We start from the raw sequence: 17704 nt of genomic DNA on the forward strand, positions 1-17704 counted from the left end.
TTGCGCAGGGCGGGGGCGCTGCCCCCGGACCCCCGCGGGTATTTGAAAAAGGATGAAGGTGAGGCGGCGGTGAGGGTTAAAGGGGAGGGATGCTTGGGGTGGTGAGCTGGCTTTAGCGGCAAAAGAAAAGGCCCCGCGCGGGGGCGGGGCCTTTGATGATTTTGGCAAAGCTTAGTGGCTGTGCTGTTTGTCCCAGTCTTCCTGCTTTGGAAGCTGCTCGAACGTGTGTTCGGGCGGCGGGCTGGGCAGGGTCCATTCCAGCGTGTCCGCAAATTCGTTCCACGGGTTGTTCGCTGTGGAGCGGGCGCCGCGGGTCAGCGTGTAGGCCATGATCCCGAAGAAGAACAGGAAGGAGGCGAAGCTGAGGAAGGCGCCGATCGAGGACCACTGGTTCCAGTAGGCGAATGCCTCGGGGTAGTCGATGTAGCGGCGTGGCATGCCCTGACGGCCCAAGAAGTGTTGCGGGAAGAAGGTCAGGTTGGCGCCGATGAACATTGCCCAGAAGTGCAGTTTGCCTGCCCATTCGGGGTACATACGGCCTGTCATCTTGGGCAGGTAGAAGTAGATACCCGCGAAGATGGCAAAGACGGCACCGAGTGACATGACGTAGTGGAAGTGTGCCACGACGTAGTAGGTGTCGTGATAGGCGCGGTCCACGGCGGCCTGGCTCAGCACGATGCCGGTGACGCCACCGACGGTGAAGAGGAACAGGAAGCCGAAGGCCCAGAGCATCGGTGTTTTGAACTCGATGGAGCCGCCCCACATGGTGGCGATCCAGCTAAAGACCTTTACCCCTGTTGGCACCGCGATGACCATGGTGGCCAGCATGAAGTAGGCCTGCTGGTTCAGGGTCATGCCCACGGTGTACATGTGGTGCGCCCAAACGACGAAGCCCAGAGCACCGATCGCGATGATCGCCCAAACCATCGGCAGGTAGCCGAAGACAGGTTTGCGCGAGAAGGTCGCGATCACGTGGGAGATGATGCCGAAGCCGGGCAAGATGATGATGTAAACTTCGGGGTGACCAAAGAACCACAGGATGTGCTGGTAGAGGATCGGGTCACCACCGCCTGCAGGGTCAAAGAAGGCGAAGCCGAAGTTGCGGTCCATCAGCAGCATGGTGATCGCGCCTGCCAGAACCGGCAGCGACAGAAGGATCAGCCAGCTTGTAACGAAGATCGACCATGCGAAGAGCGGCACTTTGAACAGGGTCATGCCGGGGGCACGCATGTTCAAGAAGGTGGTGATCATGTTGATCGCACCAAGGATCGAAGACGCACCCGAGACGTGAACCGCGAAGATCGCGAAGTCCATGGACATGCCTGCTTCGCGTACCGAGAGCGGCGGGTAGAGCACCCAGCCCACGCCGGAGCCCAGTTGGCCATTGCCGCCCGGTGTTAGCAGCGAACAAACCGCCAGCGTTGTACCGGCGACATAGAGCCAGAAGCTGAGGTTGTTCATCCGTGGGAACGCCATATCCGGCGCGCCGATTTGCAGCGGCATGAAGTAGTTGCCGAAACCGCCGAAGAGGGCGGGAATCACGACGAAGAACATCATCAGGATGCCGTGGCCGGTGATCAGCACGTTCCACAGGTGGCCGTTGGGCGTACAGGCGGCAGAGCTATCCGCGATGAAACGCGCGCCTTCCATACACATGTATTGAACGCCGGGGTTCATGAGCTCAAGGCGCATGTAAACGGTGAATGCCACCGAGATAAGACCGACCAAGGCCGAGACGATCAGATAAAGGATACCGATGTCTTTGTGGTTTGTGGACATGAACCACCGGGTAAAGAACCCCCGGTCGTCGTGATGATCTTGGCCGTGAATGGCTGCGTCTGCCATGCGGTGCCTCCTGCAAATGAATTGGACACATGGCGCCAGAGGCGGCACATGCGGTGTCGCGCCCGTTTTAGAGCGACCGTCTCGCGGGGGCAATGGGCGCGATGGTCGCAGGGAGGGTATTTTTTCCGCTGCGGCTATCGACGTATATTCGGGTTCTAACGCCGCTTGGCGCGCGCTTTGCCTCTCTCAGGAGGCGATGTCGCAACTGCCAGAGGGGTCATTGGCAAAGACATCATCGAAGGTGGCGCGCAGGGCCAGATCGACATCGTCCATTGTGACGGGCAGGCCCAGATCGACCAGCGAGGTCACCCCATGGTTCGTGATGCCGCAGGGCACGATGCCGCCAAAATGGCTGAGCTCCGGCTCTACATTGATGCTGATGCCGTGAAAGCTGACCCATTTGCGCAGCCTGATTCCAATCGCGGCAATCTTGTCTTCGGCGGGGCTGCCATCGGGCTGGGCGGGTTTGTCGGGCCGCTGTACCCAAACGCCGACACGCCCGGGGCGAACCTCGCCGCGCAGGTTGAATTCATCCAATGTGGCGATCACCCAATTCTCAAGCTGGCGCACGAAACAGCGGACATCGCGGCCCCGTGCGGCGACGTTCAGCATCACATAGGCCACGCGCTGGCCCGGTCCGTGATAGGTGTACTGCCCGCCGCGCCGGGTGGGGTAGACGGGAAAGCGGTCCGGCTCTGTCAGGTCTTCGGCCCGCGCCGAGGTGCCCGCGGTGTAGAGCGGGGGGTGCTCTACCAGCCAGATGCATTCCTCGGCTTCGCCCGCGGCGATGGCGGTGGCGCGCGCCTCCATCCACGTCTCGGCGGTGCGGTAATCGGTCAAGCCGTCGCTGATGATCCATTCAACCATAGGGATGCCTTAGCAAGACCCGCGCCGCACCGCCAGAGGCTCTGCGTTAGGCGGCGGCGTCACGTTCTTCCAGAACCTTGCGGAGCATCTGGGCATAATTATCGGCCCCCTGTGCTCCGGTAACGAGGTATTTGCCCTCAAAAATCATCGACGGCACGCCGGAAATGCCGCGGGAGGTCCAGAATTGCTGTGCTTCGCGGGTTTGTTCGGCGAAGCTGCCGCTGCTAAGCACCTCCAGCGCCTCGGTGCGGTCCAGCCCGACGGAGGCCGCGACATCGGCCAGCACGTCGGGATCATTCACATTGTGCCCTTGCGTGAAATGCGCATCGAAGAGCGCCATTTTGAGCGGGTGTTGCAGCCCCTTGGCCTGCGCCCAAGTGAGCAACTGATGCGCGGCGAATGTATTTTGCATCCGCGTGTCGTCGGAAAAGTTGAAGGCAAAGCCCAAGTCGCTGCCCATCTGGGACAGCCGCTTGCGATTCTCGACCGATTGCGCGGGGGTGGATCCATATTTCTCGGCCAGATGTTCGGCCATGTTTTGGCCTTCGGCTGGCATCTGCGGGTTCAACTCAAAGGGATGCCAGCGCAGATATGCGCCCACGCCGACCGCGCCGAGCGCTTGTTCCAGTTGTTTATAGCCAACGATACACCAAGGGCACATGACATCCGACACGATGTCGATCTGCACGGTGGGGGCGTCAGTTGAAGGCGTGGCGGTATCTGCGGGCATGAAGTGTTCCTTGTTGCTTGGTCCACAGATGGCTTGCCGGACGCGGCGTTTCAACGTCTGAGGTGTCAGATTGCAGGGCATTAAAGGGATTGTGATCAGCGAAGTGGCCGCGGGAAAATAGGGGCTTAACCCGGTTTCTGAAACTCGCTGAAAAATTTTGCCGATTGCCTCTTCACAAGCCCCTGGTCTTTGGCTAAACCCCGCCCACCAACCATGGCGTGCGGTCGTGGCGGAATGGTAGACGCGCAGCGTTGAGGTCGCTGTGGGGTAACACCCGTGAGAGTTCGAGTCTCTCCGACCGCACCACCATGCTTTGCAATGGCAAAGCGATGGTTGGATCACCCAAAAAGAAAACTCGTTTCAGCCCTCGTCTCTCTTTGCGTGCAGACTACACTTTGCTGCGCGGAATTTTGCCGATTTTGCGGTCCGCTTCTGTGCGAGGCGGGCGAAGAGGGCTCTCATACCGCTATTGCCCCGGCAGAATGTTTGCAGCCAAGGCGGCAATGCCGTTTAACGGTTGATGAGAAAAAGGCGCGTGCTGAGCGGGCTAAGGAAAACCGGCGCGAAAACCGGGGTGACGAAACGCAAGGAGGGTAGCGCGTGGCGCAACAAGGGCAGACTCAAGGGGCGGCGTATTGTCTCGCTCTTGGACTTCTTCTTGGTGGGGGGGCTGCGGCGCAGGCGGCAGAACTGGCCATCACCGGTATCGACGATGATTCAGAGCTTTATGCCACCCTGCGCGACGGGTCGCTGCTGGCCGAGCAAACCGATGAAGATGCCGAACCGGCCACGCCGCAGGAATTGGTCGCCGCAGCGCAGGCGGACTATGGCAGGCTTTTGGCGCTGCTTTACGACAATGGGTATTTCGGGCCGACGCTTAAAATCACATTGGACGGCGTCGATGCCGCCGCGATTCCCCCGGTGCAGCCGCCGCGCCGCATCGACCGCGCCGTGATCACCGTGGACCCGGGGCCAAAGTTCCGCTTTGGCGCGGCCCGTATCGCGCCTGTTGCCCCCGGTACCGAACTGCCGGAGGGTTTCGCCAGCGGCGAAACTGCGAGCCTTGGTGTGCTCAAGGAAACCGTCTCGGCCGGGGTCAGCGGCTGGCGCGATGTGGGCCACGCAAAGGCGGAATTGGCCGATCAGGATCTTGTGGCCAAACACCGTGAACGGCAGATCGACGCTGCCTTGCGGATCGCCCCGGGACCAAAGCTGCGCTTTGGTGCGCTGACCGTGACCGGCAACGAAGACGTGCGCACCGCCCGCCTGATTGAGATCGCGGGCCTGCCGGAGGGAGAGGTCTTCTCTCCCGAAGAGTTGGAACTGGCCACCGAACGGCTGCGCCGCACCGGCGCTTTTGATGCCGTGGCCCTGATCGAAGCGGATCGGATTGGCCCAAATGACACGCTGCCCATTGCCGCGCAGGTGACAGAAGCGCCCAAGCGCCGCTTTGGGTTTGGCGCGGAACTGTCCTCGCTCGAAGGGCTGACGCTCAGCACCTTCTGGCTGCACCGCAATCTGTTGGGCGGGGCCGAACGACTGCGCTTGTCGGCAGAGATCGAAGGCATCGGCGGCAACTCAGGCGGCGAAGACTATACGCTCTCCGCCCGGTTCGAGCGTCCGGCGACCTTTAACGAAGATACCGATTTCTATGCGCTGGCCACGCTAGAGCAGCTCGATGAGGTGAATTACTTCTCCCGTCAGTTGGATCTGGAAGCGGGGATTGAGCGGATCGCCAACCAAAACCGCACCTATTCCGCGGGCCTTGGCCTGCGTGTGGCCGAGACAGAGGATGCCTTTGGCACCAACCAATACACCCTGCTGACCCTGCCGCTGGGGGCCGAGTTCGACTACCGCGACAAGGAACTGGACGCGACCGAGGGCTATTATATCGACGCTAATATCACGCCCTTCGTCGCGCTGTCGGGGTCTGAAAGCGGTCTGCGGACCTATTTTGATGCGCGTTACTACCGCAGCTTTGGAACCGAACGCCCCGTGACACTGGCCTTCCGGGGGCAGCTTGGCTCTGTCGCCGGGCCGGACCTTTCCGAGGCGCCTGCTGATTACCTGTTTTACTCTGGCGGGGGCGGCACCGTGCGCGGGCAGCCCTATCAGTCGCTCGGCGTTGATCTGGCAAGCGGCGACACCGTGGGCGGGCGCAGCTTTGTCGGCCTCTCGGCAGAAGCGCGCGTGGCCCTGACCGAGAAGATTGGCGTCGTGGGCTTTGCCGATGCGGGCTATATCGGGTCTGAGGAATTTTACGACGGGTCGGGGACTTGGCACTCCGGCGCGGGGCTGGGGCTGCGCTATGCCACTGGCATAGGGCCGATCCGTCTGGATGTGGCCGTGCCCACCTCGGGGCCGGAAGTTGATGAAGATTTCCAAGTCTATATCGGGATTGGACAGGCGTTTTAATGCGACAGTTTTTGCAGATTCTCACCGCCAGCTTTGTTTATCTGGCCTGCCTCACACCGGCTATTGCGCAGGATGATGACAAGGGCTTTCTCACCCGGACCATTCAGGATGCGCTGAGTGGCGCGGGCCGCACCGTCAGCATCGATGGGTTCTCGGGGGCGCTGAGTTCAGCAGCCTCCTTTGACCGGATGACGATTTCGGACGACGATGGCATCTGGCTGACGTTGGAAGAGGTGGTGCTGGATTGGAACCGCTCGGCCCTGCTGCGCGGGCGGCTGGAGGTTGAACAGCTCACCGCCGGGCGGCTGGATGTCGAGCGTCTGCCGGTCAGCAATGAGGTCGATCTGCCCGATGCCGAGGCCAAACCCTTTGCCTTGCCCGATCTGCCCGTCTCCATTGAAATCGCAGACTTTTCCGTTGATGAGATCAATCTGGGCGAGCCCATTTTGGGTGAGGCCGCGCAGCTTTCGGTCCGTGCCAATGCGCGGCTGACCGATACGGTCGGTATTGTCGATTTTCAGGCCCGCCGCACCGATGGCAAAAAGGGTGAGTTCGACATTCAGGCCGATTTCGACCGCACGGAAAACGTGCTGGATCTGCTGCTGAACCTGACCGAAGACCCCGAAGGCATCGCCTCGAAACTGCTGAACCTGCCGGGGCAGCCTTCGGTGCAGATGACCGTCGAAGGCGCGGGCCCGCTGGATGATTTTGCGACCGATGTGACCATCGCCACCGATGGGCAAGAGCGTTTGGCCGGACAGGTGACCCTTGGCACGCAGGCCCCACGCCGCGCCAGCGAAACCCCTGACCGTCGCATTCAGGCCGATATCGGCGGCGACATCACCGCGCTGCTTGCTCCGCGCTACCGCGAATTTTTCGGGGAAGACGTGCGGCTGGCGCTGGATGCGCTGCTTGAAAGCAACGGTGCCGTTGAGGTCAGCAGCTTTGCCCTTGCGGCGAATTCCGTCGATCTTGAGGGGCAGGTCACGCTGAACCAAGAGAAGTGGCCGACCCTGATCGACATCTCTGGCCGGATCGCAAACCCCGATGGCACTTCGACCCTGTTGCCGATTTCGGGTGAGGGCACGCGCGTAGAGGCCGTGACCCTTCGCGTGGACTACGATGCCGCCGATGGCGACCGCTTTGACAGTGCGTTCGACATCACCGGGCTGGACACGGGCGCGCTGCAAATCGCGCAAACGCAACTGGCGCTTGATGGGATCCTCGAAGGCAACCTTGGCAGTTTGGGCCAATTCCTTGGCGATGTGACCTTTGCCACCGAGGGGCTGTCGCTGACCGATCCGGCCAGTGCCGAGGCCATTGGGGACGCGATCACCGGCAGCGCCGAAATCCGTTTCGTCGAAGGAGAACCGATTGAGATCAACGGGCTGACCCTGTCGGGAGAAGACTATGGCCTGACCGGCGAGGCGGCGATCGACGGGGTGGATACCGGGCTGCTCACGCAGTTGAAGATGACGCTCGAAGCGCAGGATATCAGTCGCTTTTCCGCGCTGGCGGGCCGCGATATCGCGGGCGCCACGGCACTGGCGCTGAACGGGACGGTCACGCCTTTGGGCGGTATGTTCGATCTGGCGATTGCGGGCGGGACGGATGACCTTGAGATCGGGATCGAACAGGCCGATGCGGTTCTGGCGGGGCGCACCAGCCTCAGCATGGTCGCAAAGCGCAACGAAACCGGGACTTATCTTCGTGATCTGGACCTCAAGAACGACGCGATTGATTTGACCGGCAATGTCGAGTTGCGCAGCGAAGACAGCCGCGCGGCTTTGGACTTTACGCTCGCCGATGTCGGGCTGGTTCTGCCGCAATACGAAGGCCCCATCGCGGTCAAGGCGACAGCGGTGCAAGAGACGCGCGGCTGGGTCGTCGATGCGGTCACCGATGGCCCCTATGACGCGGCGCTGACCGTGTCGGGCTTGGCCACGGGCGAGGACGCGCAGATCGATTTCACCGCAGATATCCCACGGATCGAAGATTTCGTACCCGACGCGGATATCACCGGGCCTGTCACGGCCAAGGGCGAGTTGCGCCAGACACCACAGGGCTGGGAGATCAACACCGACGCCAGCGGCCCGCTTGATGCGCAGGCCTCGGTCAGGGGGCTGGTCACGCCGCGTGTGGATGTGGCCTTTGACCTGTCGTTGCCCGATATCCAACCTCTCGTGCCGCAGATCAACGGCGGGGTTGAGGCCAGTGGCACGTTGGAGCAGACCGAACAGGGGTTTGTCGTCGATACCATCGCCAATGGCCCCTACGATAGTCGCGTTGCGCTGGAAGGGCTGGCAACCGGCCCTGACATGGCGCTGCGCTTTGACCTGACCTTGCCGGATGTCAGCCCGCTGGCCCCCGGCGTCAACGGGCCGCTTGCCGCGCAGGGCACCGTCCGCCAGCAAGAGGACGGCATTGCCGTGGATCTCGCCGCGAGCGGCCCCTACGGCAGCAGCGCCGTGGTCGAAGGTCTGGCAACCGGCCCGAATATGGCGCTCAACTTTGATCTGTCGGTGCCCGACCTTAGCCCCATCGCCCCCGGTGTGAACGGTCCGCTTTCGGCCACGGGCGACATCCGTCAAACAGAAGACGGGATCGCCGTGGATGTGAGCGCCAACGGCCCCTATGGCAGCAGGGCCATGGTCGAAGGGCTGGTCACCGGTGAGGTCTCAATGCGGTTCGACGTCTCCGTTCCCAACGTGAACCCGCTGGTGCCCAGCGTCACGGGTTCTTTCGCCGCGAATGGCGTGGCGCGCCAGACCGAAGCGGGTGTGGTGCTTGATGCAAGCGCCAGCGGCCCCTATGGCGCGCGGGCGACGGTCGAAGGCTTGGTGACAGGCCCCAATGCGGCGGTCGATTTCCAGCTGAACATGCCCGACATCGGCGCCTTGGTGGATCAGGTGAACGGCCCGCTGAGCGTCGCAGGCTCGGCCCGGCGCGAGGGGGAGGCATGGCGGATTGATACCAATGCCAACGGCCCCGCCGGCACGCAGGCAACCGTGGCTGGATTGGTGAACCCCGATGGGACGCTGAACCTTGATATCGCGGGCAACGCGCCGCTTGGCCTGTCGCGTCCCTTCCTTGCCCCGCGCAACTTGCAGGGGCAGGCGCAGTTTGACTTGCAAATCAACGGCCCGGCGGCGCTGTCGTCGGTCAGCGGGCGCATCACCACCAACGGCGCGACGTTCACCGCGCCGAACCTGCGCGTGGCGCTGCGCGGGATCAATGCGGATATCCAGCTTGGCAACAACCGGGCACAGTTGAACGTGACCGGTCAGGCAGTCGACGGCGGAGAGCTGCGTGTGGCGGGGGCGATCACCCTGACACCGGCCTTGCCTGCGGATATCAGCGTGACCCTGCGCAATCTCGTCTATGCGGACCCAAGCCTTTACAGCACCACGCTGAACGGCGACCTGCGGCTTGCAGGCCCCTTAAGCGGTGGGGCGCAGATCACAGGGGTGATCAACGCGGGCGAGACCAATATTCAGGTGCCCGCAACGGGGCTGACCTCAATCGGGGACATTCCGCAGATCACCCATGTCAACGCGCCCGCCGATGTTCTGGCAACCCGGCGCAAGGCCGGGCTGGAGGGGGCCGAGGCGGGAGAAAACCCTGCTGAGGATGCCTCTGGCCCCGGATTTGGACTGAACCTGCAATTGAACGCGCCCAACCGGATTTTCGTGCGCGGGCGCGGGCTTGATGCGGAACTGGGCGGCTCGCTTAATCTCAGCGGCACCACCAATCGGATCATCTCTGCCGGGCGGTTTGAGCTGATCCGGGGGCGGCTGGATATCTTGGGCAAACGCTTCTTGCTCGACGAAGGCTCGGTCCAGTTTCAGGGCGATTTCATCCCCTATATCCGCTTCGTGACCTCAACCGATACCGAAGCGGGCGAGGTGCGTGTCATCGTTAGCGGCCCTGCGAATGAGCCTGAGGTGACCTTTGAATCCACGCCCGCCGCACCGCAGGATGAGGTGCTGTCGCAACTGCTCTTTGGTCGCAACATCTCGGAAATCTCGGCCTTCCAAGCGCTGCAATTGGCCAGTGCGGTGGCGACCCTCGCGGGCCGTGGCGGTGAAGGGGTGATCGGCAACCTGCGCGAAGGCTTTGGCTTGGACGATCTGGATGTGACCACCACCGACGATGGTGCAACGGCGCTGCGGCTTGGGAAATACCTGACCGACAATGTCTATACCGATGTCACGGCGGCCTCTGACGGGACTGGCGAAGTTTCCCTTAACCTCGACATTACCGAAAGCCTGACAGCCAAGGGCACGCTTGGCTCGGATGGCGACAGCAGCATCGGCATCTTTTTTGAGCGGGATTACTAAGAACGGGGGCGCCTTGCGGGGCGCCCTTGGCCGCGTTTAATCCGCGTCGCGCGGGGTAAATTGGCCATAGCGGCCTTGGTCGAACATCAGCCCCGCCGCGCCATCCTCGCGCAGGGCAACCTGCTGCACATGGCCCAAAATCAGCGAATGATCGCCCGCCGGATGCACGGCGTAGGTGTTGCAGTGAAACCGGGCAAGGCAGCCCGAAAAGGTCGGCACGCCTGCGGCATCTTCGGTCCAGTCGAAACCGGAAAAGTCGTGACCTTGCCCGGCGAACCGCTGGGCCAAATACTCTTGATCCGCGCCAAGGACATGGATGCAGAACGATGCGGCCGAGGTGAAACTGTCGTGCCGTTTGGATGAGATCGCAGGCGACCACAGCACCAAGGGCGGCTCGAGCGAGACCGAGGCGAAGGAATTCGCGGTCATCCCCAAGGGGCCCTGTGCGGTTTTCACGGTCACCACGGTCACGCCGGTGCCGAAACGCCCAAAGGCGCGGCGCAGGGCAGGGGCATCGCCGCTGTCGGGCGAGAAGGGGATCAGATCATCACTCATAGCGACAAGCGGTGCCATGTAGCGGCTGATTTGTCCAGCGGTGCCGGGGCGTTGCGTGCCCCGTCACCCTGCGCGGTATTTCGCCCCTGTGATCACGGGCAGGAACCCCAGCCGGGGATGGGCGTTGGGTCTGCGATGAGAGGCATCATCGGCCCCTACCTGGTGTCGATGCTGGCTGTCTGAAAGGGGCGGGGCAGGTCATCTGCGCCGCCTGTCCAAGGCACCCGAATGCCGTTCAAAGCAGAAAAGGCGCGCAACGCCGCGCCGGAAAGTGACTAAAGATGATGCATGCAACCAAACTGACCCTCGGCGCCGCTTTGTTGAGCGCCACCGCTTTCGGTTCCACCGCGATGGCCGATGACAATGAGACCGTAGACCACGCTGAAATCGGGTCGCTGTCTTGCGATGTGGGCGATGGCACCGGCTTTATCTTTGGCTCCACCCGTGAGCTGACCTGTACCTTCAACCCCATCGAAGAAGGTCTCGAAGATGAGACCTATGTGGGTGAGATCAACCGCTGGGGCGTCGATATCGGCAAGACCCAAAACGGCCAGATGTCTTGGCTGGTGTTGGCCCCGACTGAGCAGGAATATTACGAAGGCGGTCTGAACGGCAGCTACAAAGGCGTTTCCGCCGAGGCGACCGTTGGTGTCGGCGCAGGTGCCAACCTGATGACAGGTGGCTCGGAAAACACTCTGGCGCTTCAGCCGCTGAGCGTGAACACCCAGACCGGCGTGAACTTTGCAGTGGGCGTGGGTGAGATCAACCTGCAGCGCGTCGAAGGCTAAGCCCGCGCAAGGCGAGAGCCGAGCTTACAAATATGAAATGAACGTAAGGCCGTCCTATTGGGGCGGCCTTTGCTCTTTGCCAAGCCTCAAAGTTTAACGAGCTGATCGCCGACCCGCACGGTGCCATCCTGCACGATCTTGCACAGGATACCGCGCAGGCGGTGGAGGCGGTTTTCCTTTCGGTTGATCCAGCGCAGGCTGTCTTGGCCATATCTGTCGCGCCATTTGGTGCAGCCGGTATTGAACTTGTCGCTCACCTCTAGCACCGCCGATCCGGCCTGTAGCCGTGTGCCGACGGGCAGATTCTCATGGCCAAGGTCCATGTCAACGATCATCGTATCGCCGGGGTGGGGCGTGTTTGCGCGGTCACGCCAGCACAGGTCCATGATGCGTTTGGGCAGGATCGAAACCTGTATCCGCGGGTCGGGGCTGCCATCGGGCAGGGTTAGCCAAGGTTTCTTGGTCCAACGCTCGCCACGGATGCCTTCGCCTACGGTCAGGTCCAGATGATCGGGGTGGTCTCGCAAGCCGTAATCAGAGCGGAAACAGAGCTGTTCTATGACGGCCCCGTCTTTGGGCGCGGCGAGGATATTTGGCAGGGCGGCGTCACATTCCGCTGCTGTGGCGGGCGGCAGTATCTGGGGGGCGGTTTGGTCCATGTCTCTCTTTCTTAGGGCACGGCGCGGGGGCGGGCAGCCACCCGCGCCATGCCGCGCTTTAGCGGTTCATTCGGTTGTCGATAAGATCATCCACCACGCTGGGATCCGCCAGCGTCGATGTATCCCCCAAGGCGCCATAATCGTTTTCGGCGATCTTGCGCAGGATGCGGCGCATGATCTTGCCCGAGCGGGTTTTCGGCAGGCCGGGCGCCCATTGAATCAGATCGGGCGAGGCGATGGGGCCAATCTCTTGCCGGACCCAGTTGCGCAGTTCGCTGCGCAGATCATCGGAAGGCTCTTCACCGCTCATCAATGTGACATAGCAATAGATGCCCTGACCTTTGACCTCATGCGGGTAGCCGACCACGGCGGCTTCGGCGACTTTGTCATGGGCGACCAGCGCGCTTTCGACCTCGGCGGTGCCCATGCGGTGGCCCGAGACGTTGATCACATCATCGACGCGGCCCGTGATCCAGTAGTCGCCATCGGCATCGCGTTTGCAGCCATCGCCGGTGAAATAGTAGCCGGGATAATCCGCAAAATAGGTTTTCTCGAACCGCTCGTGATCGCCCCAGACGGTGCGCATCTGGCCCGGCCAACTGTCCGCGATGCAAAGCACGCCTTCGGCAGGGTTGCCCTCAATCTCTTGACCCGAGGTTGGGTCGAGCACCACGGGTTTGATCCCGAAGAACGGTTTCATCGCGGCCCCCGGTTTCATGTCATGCGCGCCGGGCAGGGGGGTCATCAGGTGACCGCCTGTTTCGGTCTGCCACCAAGTGTCGACGATGGGGCAGCGGCCTTGGCCGACGACATCATGGTACCAGTTCCATGCCTCGGGGTTGATCGGCTCGCCCACGGTGCCAAGGATGCGCAGCGACGACAGGTCGCTTTTCGTGACGAATTCCTTGCCTTGGCCCATCAGCGCGCGGATGGCGGTGGGGGCGGTGTAGAACTGGGTAACCTTGTGCTTTTCGCAGACCTGCCAGAAACGGCTGGCGTCGGGGTAGGTCGGCACGCCTTCGAACATCAGCGTGGTCGCACCATTGGCCAGCGGGCCATAGACGATATAGCTGTGCCCGGTGACCCAGCCCACGTCCGCAGTGCACCAATAAACATCGCCATCGTGGTAATCAAAGGTCACCTCATGGGTCAGCGCGGCATAGGTGAGATAGCCGCCGGTGCTATGGACCACGCCCTTGGGCTGGCCGGTGGAGCCAGAGGTATAGAGGATGAACAGCGGGTCTTCGGCCCCCACGGCTGTCGGCTCGCAGGTGTCGGCGGCCTGCTCGGCCAGTACGTTGTAATCGCGGTCGCGGGCGTCGTTCCATGCCACATCCCCCCCGGTGCGGCGCACCACGAGGCATTGCACACTGGCGTCGCATTGCGCCAGCGCCTTGTCGGCATTGGCTTTGAGCGGGGTGGCCTTGCCGCCGCGCGGGGCCTCATCCGCGGTGATCACGACCTTGGCTTCGCAGCCGTTGACGCGGGCGGCCAGCGCATCCGGTGAGAACCCGGCGAAGACGATGGAATGGATCGCGCCGATCCGCGCGCAGGCCAACATGGCATAGGCGGCTTCGGGGATCATCGGCATGTAGATGATGACGCGGTCGCCTTTGCCCACGCCCAGATCGCGCAGCACATTGGCCATGCGGCAGGTGGCGCTGTGCAATTCGCGGTAGCTGATGTGTTTGGCCGCGTCCTCGGGGCTGTCCGGCTCCCAAATGATCGCGGTCTGATCGCCGCGCGTCTCAAGGTGGCGGTCGATGCAATTGGCGCTGACGTTCAACTCGCCATCCGCGAACCAATTGATGCTGACCGACCCAAGGTCAAAGTTCACATCGCGCACCTGGGTAAAGGGTTTGATCCAGTCGATCCGCTGCGCCTGTTCGCGCCAGAACGCCTCGGTGTCGGTGACCGAAGCAGTGTACATCTTGTCATAGGTCTGGGCATCCACATGGGCGCGGGCGGCCATGTCGGCGGATGGCGGATAGGTCTTTGCGGTGGCGTCGGACATGGTGGTTCCTCCCTTGATGTTCGCGTCTTGCCACGGGGCGCAGATCTCACCCGGCTGCCGTGGCCTCCTCCTGAGCTGGATCATAGCGGCCCGTGAAAAGAAGTGAATAAGCAACTGGAATACAAGGGCTTGCCTGTAAAGGTTTTTCCCGATTGGCGGGGTATCTGTAAATTTTCCGATCTGTATCGGGGAATGACGCGCTTTTTCAAAGCCTTGGCAGTCAAACCTTGCCCAACTGTCTTGCGGCTGCCGTATTTGCGCGGCATGACGGGGTTGGCAGGCCTGTCCCCTCGGGGTAGCCTGTGCGCCAATCCGCTCACTAAGGGCGGGCATCTAGGGAGAGATATCATGAAAAATTTGCTGAGCGGTGCAGCCGCCTGTGCGCTGAGCGTTGCCTTCGTCGGCGAAGCTGCCGCGACCGAATGGAACGCCTCCGTCTGGGGCAAGCGCCGCGCCTTCACCGAGCATGTCGAAAAGATCGCCGAACTGGTGAGCGAAAAGACCAACGGCGAATTCACCATCAACGTCAGCTACGGCGGCCTGTCCAAGAACCGTGAGAACCTCGACGGTATCTCCATCGGTGCCTTCGAGATGGCCCAGTTCTGCGCCGGCTACCACGCCGACAAGAACCGCGCGATCACCGTGCTGGAACTGCCCTTCCTTGGCGTCAGCAACCTTGAAGAAGAAGTCGCGGTCAGCCGTGCCGTCTATGACCACCCTGCCGTCGCCAAAGAGATGGCGCAGTGGAACGCCAAGATGCTCATGACCTCGCCCATGCCGCAGTACAACCTTGTCGGCACCGGCGATCCGCGCACCACGTTGGAAGACTTTGACGGCATGCGCGTGCGCGCCACCGGCGGTCTGGGCAAAGCATTCGAAGCCGTGGGCGGTGTGCCGACATCCGTGACCTCTTCGGAAGCCTATAACGCGATGGAATCCGGTGTTGTCGACACTGTGGCCTTCGCCCAGCACGCGCACCTCAGCTTTGGCACGATCAACAAAGCCGATTGGTGGACTGCAAACCTCAACCCCGGCACCGTGAACTGCCCCGTTGTGGTAAACATCGACGCCTATGAAGCGCTGAGCGACGCAGAGCGCGAAGCGCTTGACGGCTCTGTCGATGAGGCGCTGGATCACTACCTTGCCAACTACGGCGAACTGCTTGAGCGGTGGGATTCCGTTCTTGAAGAAAAGGGCGTCGAGAAGGTCGAATTTTCCCCCGAGGTGATCGCCGAGTTCAAAGCCAAAGCGGCTGATCCTGCGCGCGAAGCATGGATCAAAGACATGGAAGCCCAAGGCATTCCGGGTCAGGAACTCTATGACCTCGTGATGGAAACGCTGGAAAAAGAACGCGCGTCGAACTAAGCCTTGCGCGCATGACTTAGAGGGCCGTGCGGCAAACCGCGCGGCCCTTTCGACTTTAATGACGTAACAAACAGACTTTCTGAAAAGGAGAGCCGATGGCCGGATCATCCGCCGTGCTGGAGGACAGCAGCCTCCTCAGCCGCCTCGACCGGGGCCTGCTGAAACTGGAGACCTTCTTTGCCCTGATCTCGGGGATTGCCGTTTTCATGTTGATGGTGCTGGCCGTTTGGTCCGTGGGGGGGCGCAAGTTCTTTTCCACGCCACTGGCGGGCTATGTCGACTGGATCGAAGCGGCCATGCCGTTCATCGCCATCATGGGCATCGCCTATACCCAACGTATGGGCGGGCATGTGCGCATGGACATTCTGATCGGCCAGCTTAAGGGCCGCGCGCTTTGGGCGGCGGAACTGCTGTCTGTGGTGCTGATCCTGCTTTTGATGCTGGCACTGACGTGGGGCGCTTGGGCGCATTTCGACCGCAGCTTTGACATGGCCGCCCCGATGTGGAGCCGTGATAGCTCGATCGACATCGGCCTGCCGATCTGGCCCAGCAAACTGGTGGTGCCACTTGCCTTTGCTGTGATCTCTCTGCGGCTTTGTCTGCAGATTTGGGGCTATGGCCGGGCCTTGGTGCTGGGGCTGGAACGCCCCGTGGCCGTGCCGCTGGTGCAATCGGCGGCAGAACAAGCAATGGCCGAGGCCGAACAACTGGATGGACGTGACTGATGGATCCTATTGAAATCGGCCTTTGGGTCTCGGGCGGCATGCTGCTTATGGTGGTGCTTGGCATGCGGGTGGCCTTTGCCGCCGCCATGGCTGGGCTTATCGGCCTTATCTGGATTTTCTGGGCCAAGAAGGGCATGGAGTGGGACCAGCTTGGCTGGGCGCTGACCGTCGCGATCAAGACCGCCGGGCAGGTGCCGCACTCGAAAGTGTCGAGCCAGACACTCTCACTCATCCCCACCTTCATCCTGATCGGTTTCTTGGCCTATTACGCCGGTCTGACCAAAGCGATTTTCGAAGCCGCGAAGCGCTGGTTCGCTTGGGTGCCGGGCGGTTTGGCGGTCTCGACCGTTTTTGCGACCGCAGGCTTTGCGGCTGTGTCGGGCGCGTCCGTCGCCACCGCTGCGGTTTTCGCGCGGATCGCCATCCCCGAGATGCTCAAGATTGGCTATAACAAGCAATTCGCGGCGGGTGTCGTGGCGGCAGGGGGCACATTGGCCTCGCTGATCCCGCCCTCGGCGATCTTGGTGATCTATGCGATCATCGTTGAGCAGGACGTGGGCAAGCTGCTGCTGGCTGGCTTTATCCCCGGTGCCTTTTCGGCGGTGGTCTATGCGGTGTTGATCATCGGCATCGCCATGATCTGGAAGAACGTCGGCCCGCCGGTGACCGGCTTCACATGGCGTGAGCGCTTTGCCTCTCTGCCTGCCGCTCTGCCGATTGTCGCGGTGGTCGTGATCATCATCTTCTTCGTCTACAACCCCTTTGGCGACGCATGGGGCACCCCGACCGAAGGCGGCGCGGTTGGTGCGTTTATCGTCTTTTGCATGGCGGTCTTCCGTGGGATGCGACTGGCGGAGTTGAAGGACGCACTGCTGGAGACGGCCAAGCTGACGGTGATGATCTTCACCATCATCTGGGGCGTGCTGATCTATGTGCGCTTCCTCGGTTTCGCCGATCTGCCGGGTGCCTTTGCCGATTGGATCTCATCGCTTGAAACCTCGCCGATGATCATCTTGATCTGCATCCTGCTGGCCTATGCGGTGCTGGGCATGTTCATGGACGCCATTGGCATGCTGCTGCTGACCCTGCCGGTGGTTTACCCGGCGGTGATGGCGCTCAACGGGGGCGAGTTCGTCTCGGCTGCTGACAGTGCCTTTGGCATGTCCGGCCCGATGTGCGCGATCTGGTTCGGCATTCTGGTGGTGAAGATGGCAGAGTTCTGTCTGATCACCCCGCCCATTGGCCTCAACTGCTTTGTCGTCGCGGGCGTGCGCCCCGACCTCAGCGTGCAGGACGTGTTCCGCGGCGTGATGCCCTTCTTCATCGCCGACGCGGTGACCATCGGCTTGCTTGTGGCCTTCCCGCAGATCGTGCTTTGGCTGCCGTCCCTCGCGGGCTAGG

12 protein-coding genes and 1 tRNA gene are annotated in these 17704 nt (G+C 61.9%); 7 read left to right on the forward strand and 6 right to left on the reverse strand.

Annotation, left to right across the window (positions count from 1 at the left end):
* Positions 1-171: 171 nt before the first annotated feature.
* The 3 genes from ctaD to K3758_RS06860 all read right to left on the reverse strand — a co-directional run bounded on the left by ctaD (position 172) and on the right by K3758_RS06860 (position 3442).
* Positions 172-1845, reverse strand: a complete 1674-nt coding sequence (gene ctaD, locus K3758_RS06850; protein WP_067622408.1) for a cytochrome c oxidase subunit I — start codon at positions 1843-1845, stop codon at positions 172-174.
* Positions 1846-2031: 186 nt separating this feature from the next.
* On the reverse strand, positions 2032-2712 hold the full coding sequence (lipB, locus tag K3758_RS06855; RefSeq protein WP_259949081.1) for a lipoyl(octanoyl) transferase LipB: 681 nt from the start codon (positions 2710-2712) through the stop codon (positions 2032-2034).
* A gap of 46 nt (positions 2713-2758) precedes the next feature.
* Positions 2759-3442: a DsbA family oxidoreductase gene (locus K3758_RS06860; protein ID WP_259949084.1), complete on the reverse strand. Its 684-nt coding sequence runs from the start codon at positions 3440-3442 to the stop codon at positions 2759-2761.
* Between the two features lie 220 nt (positions 3443-3662).
* Between K3758_RS06860 and K3758_RS06865 the strand changes: the two genes are divergently transcribed.
* The 3 genes from K3758_RS06865 (at position 3663) to K3758_RS06875 (ending at position 10197) form a co-directional block, all read left to right on the forward strand.
* A tRNA-Leu gene (locus K3758_RS06865) sits at positions 3663-3748 on the forward strand.
* A 294-nt stretch (positions 3749-4042) separates the two neighbouring features.
* A complete protein-coding gene (locus K3758_RS06870) occupies positions 4043-5857 on the forward strand; it encodes an autotransporter assembly complex family protein (protein WP_120350709.1) in 1815 nt (604 codons plus the stop codon).
* Positions 5857-10197 carry a translocation/assembly module TamB domain-containing protein gene (locus tag K3758_RS06875; protein WP_259949087.1) on the forward strand — a complete coding sequence of 1447 codons (4341 nt, stop codon included), beginning with the start codon at positions 5857-5859 and terminating at the stop codon, positions 10195-10197. The genes K3758_RS06870 and K3758_RS06875 overlap by 1 nt, the downstream gene beginning before the upstream one ends.
* Positions 10198-10233: 36 nt before the next feature.
* On the opposite strand, the gene K3758_RS06880 is transcribed toward K3758_RS06875, so the two are convergent.
* On the reverse strand, positions 10234-10770 hold the full coding sequence (locus tag K3758_RS06880) for a flavin reductase family protein (RefSeq protein WP_409202620.1): 537 nt from the start codon (positions 10768-10770) through the stop codon (positions 10234-10236).
* 263 nt (positions 10771-11033) lie between these two features.
* Between K3758_RS06880 and K3758_RS06885 the strand changes: the two genes are divergently transcribed.
* On the forward strand, positions 11034-11540 hold the full coding sequence (locus tag K3758_RS06885) for a DUF992 domain-containing protein (RefSeq protein WP_120350712.1): 507 nt from the start codon (positions 11034-11036) through the stop codon (positions 11538-11540).
* Between the two features lie 86 nt (positions 11541-11626).
* On the opposite strand, the gene K3758_RS06890 is transcribed toward K3758_RS06885, so the two are convergent.
* Entirely contained in the window at positions 11627-12199 is a 573-nt protein-coding gene (locus tag K3758_RS06890) for an MOSC domain-containing protein (protein WP_259949093.1), read from the reverse strand.
* Positions 12200-12257: 58 nt separating this feature from the next.
* Complete coding sequence (gene acs, locus K3758_RS06895) at positions 12258-14213, reverse strand: acetate--CoA ligase (protein WP_259949096.1); 1956 nt, start codon at positions 14211-14213, stop codon at positions 12258-12260.
* A gap of 348 nt (positions 14214-14561) precedes the next feature.
* Between acs and K3758_RS06900 the strand changes: the two genes are divergently transcribed.
* The 3 genes from K3758_RS06900 (at position 14562) to K3758_RS06910 (ending at position 17703) form a co-directional block, all read left to right on the forward strand.
* Positions 14562-15578: a C4-dicarboxylate TRAP transporter substrate-binding protein gene (locus K3758_RS06900; RefSeq protein WP_259949107.1), complete on the forward strand. Its 1017-nt coding sequence runs from the start codon at positions 14562-14564 to the stop codon at positions 15576-15578.
* A gap of 95 nt (positions 15579-15673) precedes the next feature.
* Complete coding sequence (locus K3758_RS06905) at positions 15674-16303, forward strand: TRAP transporter small permease subunit (protein ID WP_067622382.1); 630 nt, start codon at positions 15674-15676, stop codon at positions 16301-16303.
* Positions 16303-17703 carry a TRAP transporter large permease gene (locus K3758_RS06910; protein ID WP_259949109.1) on the forward strand — a complete coding sequence of 467 codons (1401 nt, stop codon included), beginning with the start codon at positions 16303-16305 and terminating at the stop codon, positions 17701-17703. Before K3758_RS06905 ends, K3758_RS06910 begins: the two co-directional genes overlap by 1 nt.
* Position 17704: the final 1 nt, after the last annotated feature.

The organism is Sulfitobacter sp. W002 (assembly GCF_025142135.1).
Classification (GTDB): domain Bacteria; phylum Pseudomonadota; class Alphaproteobacteria; order Rhodobacterales; family Rhodobacteraceae; genus Sulfitobacter; species Sulfitobacter profundi.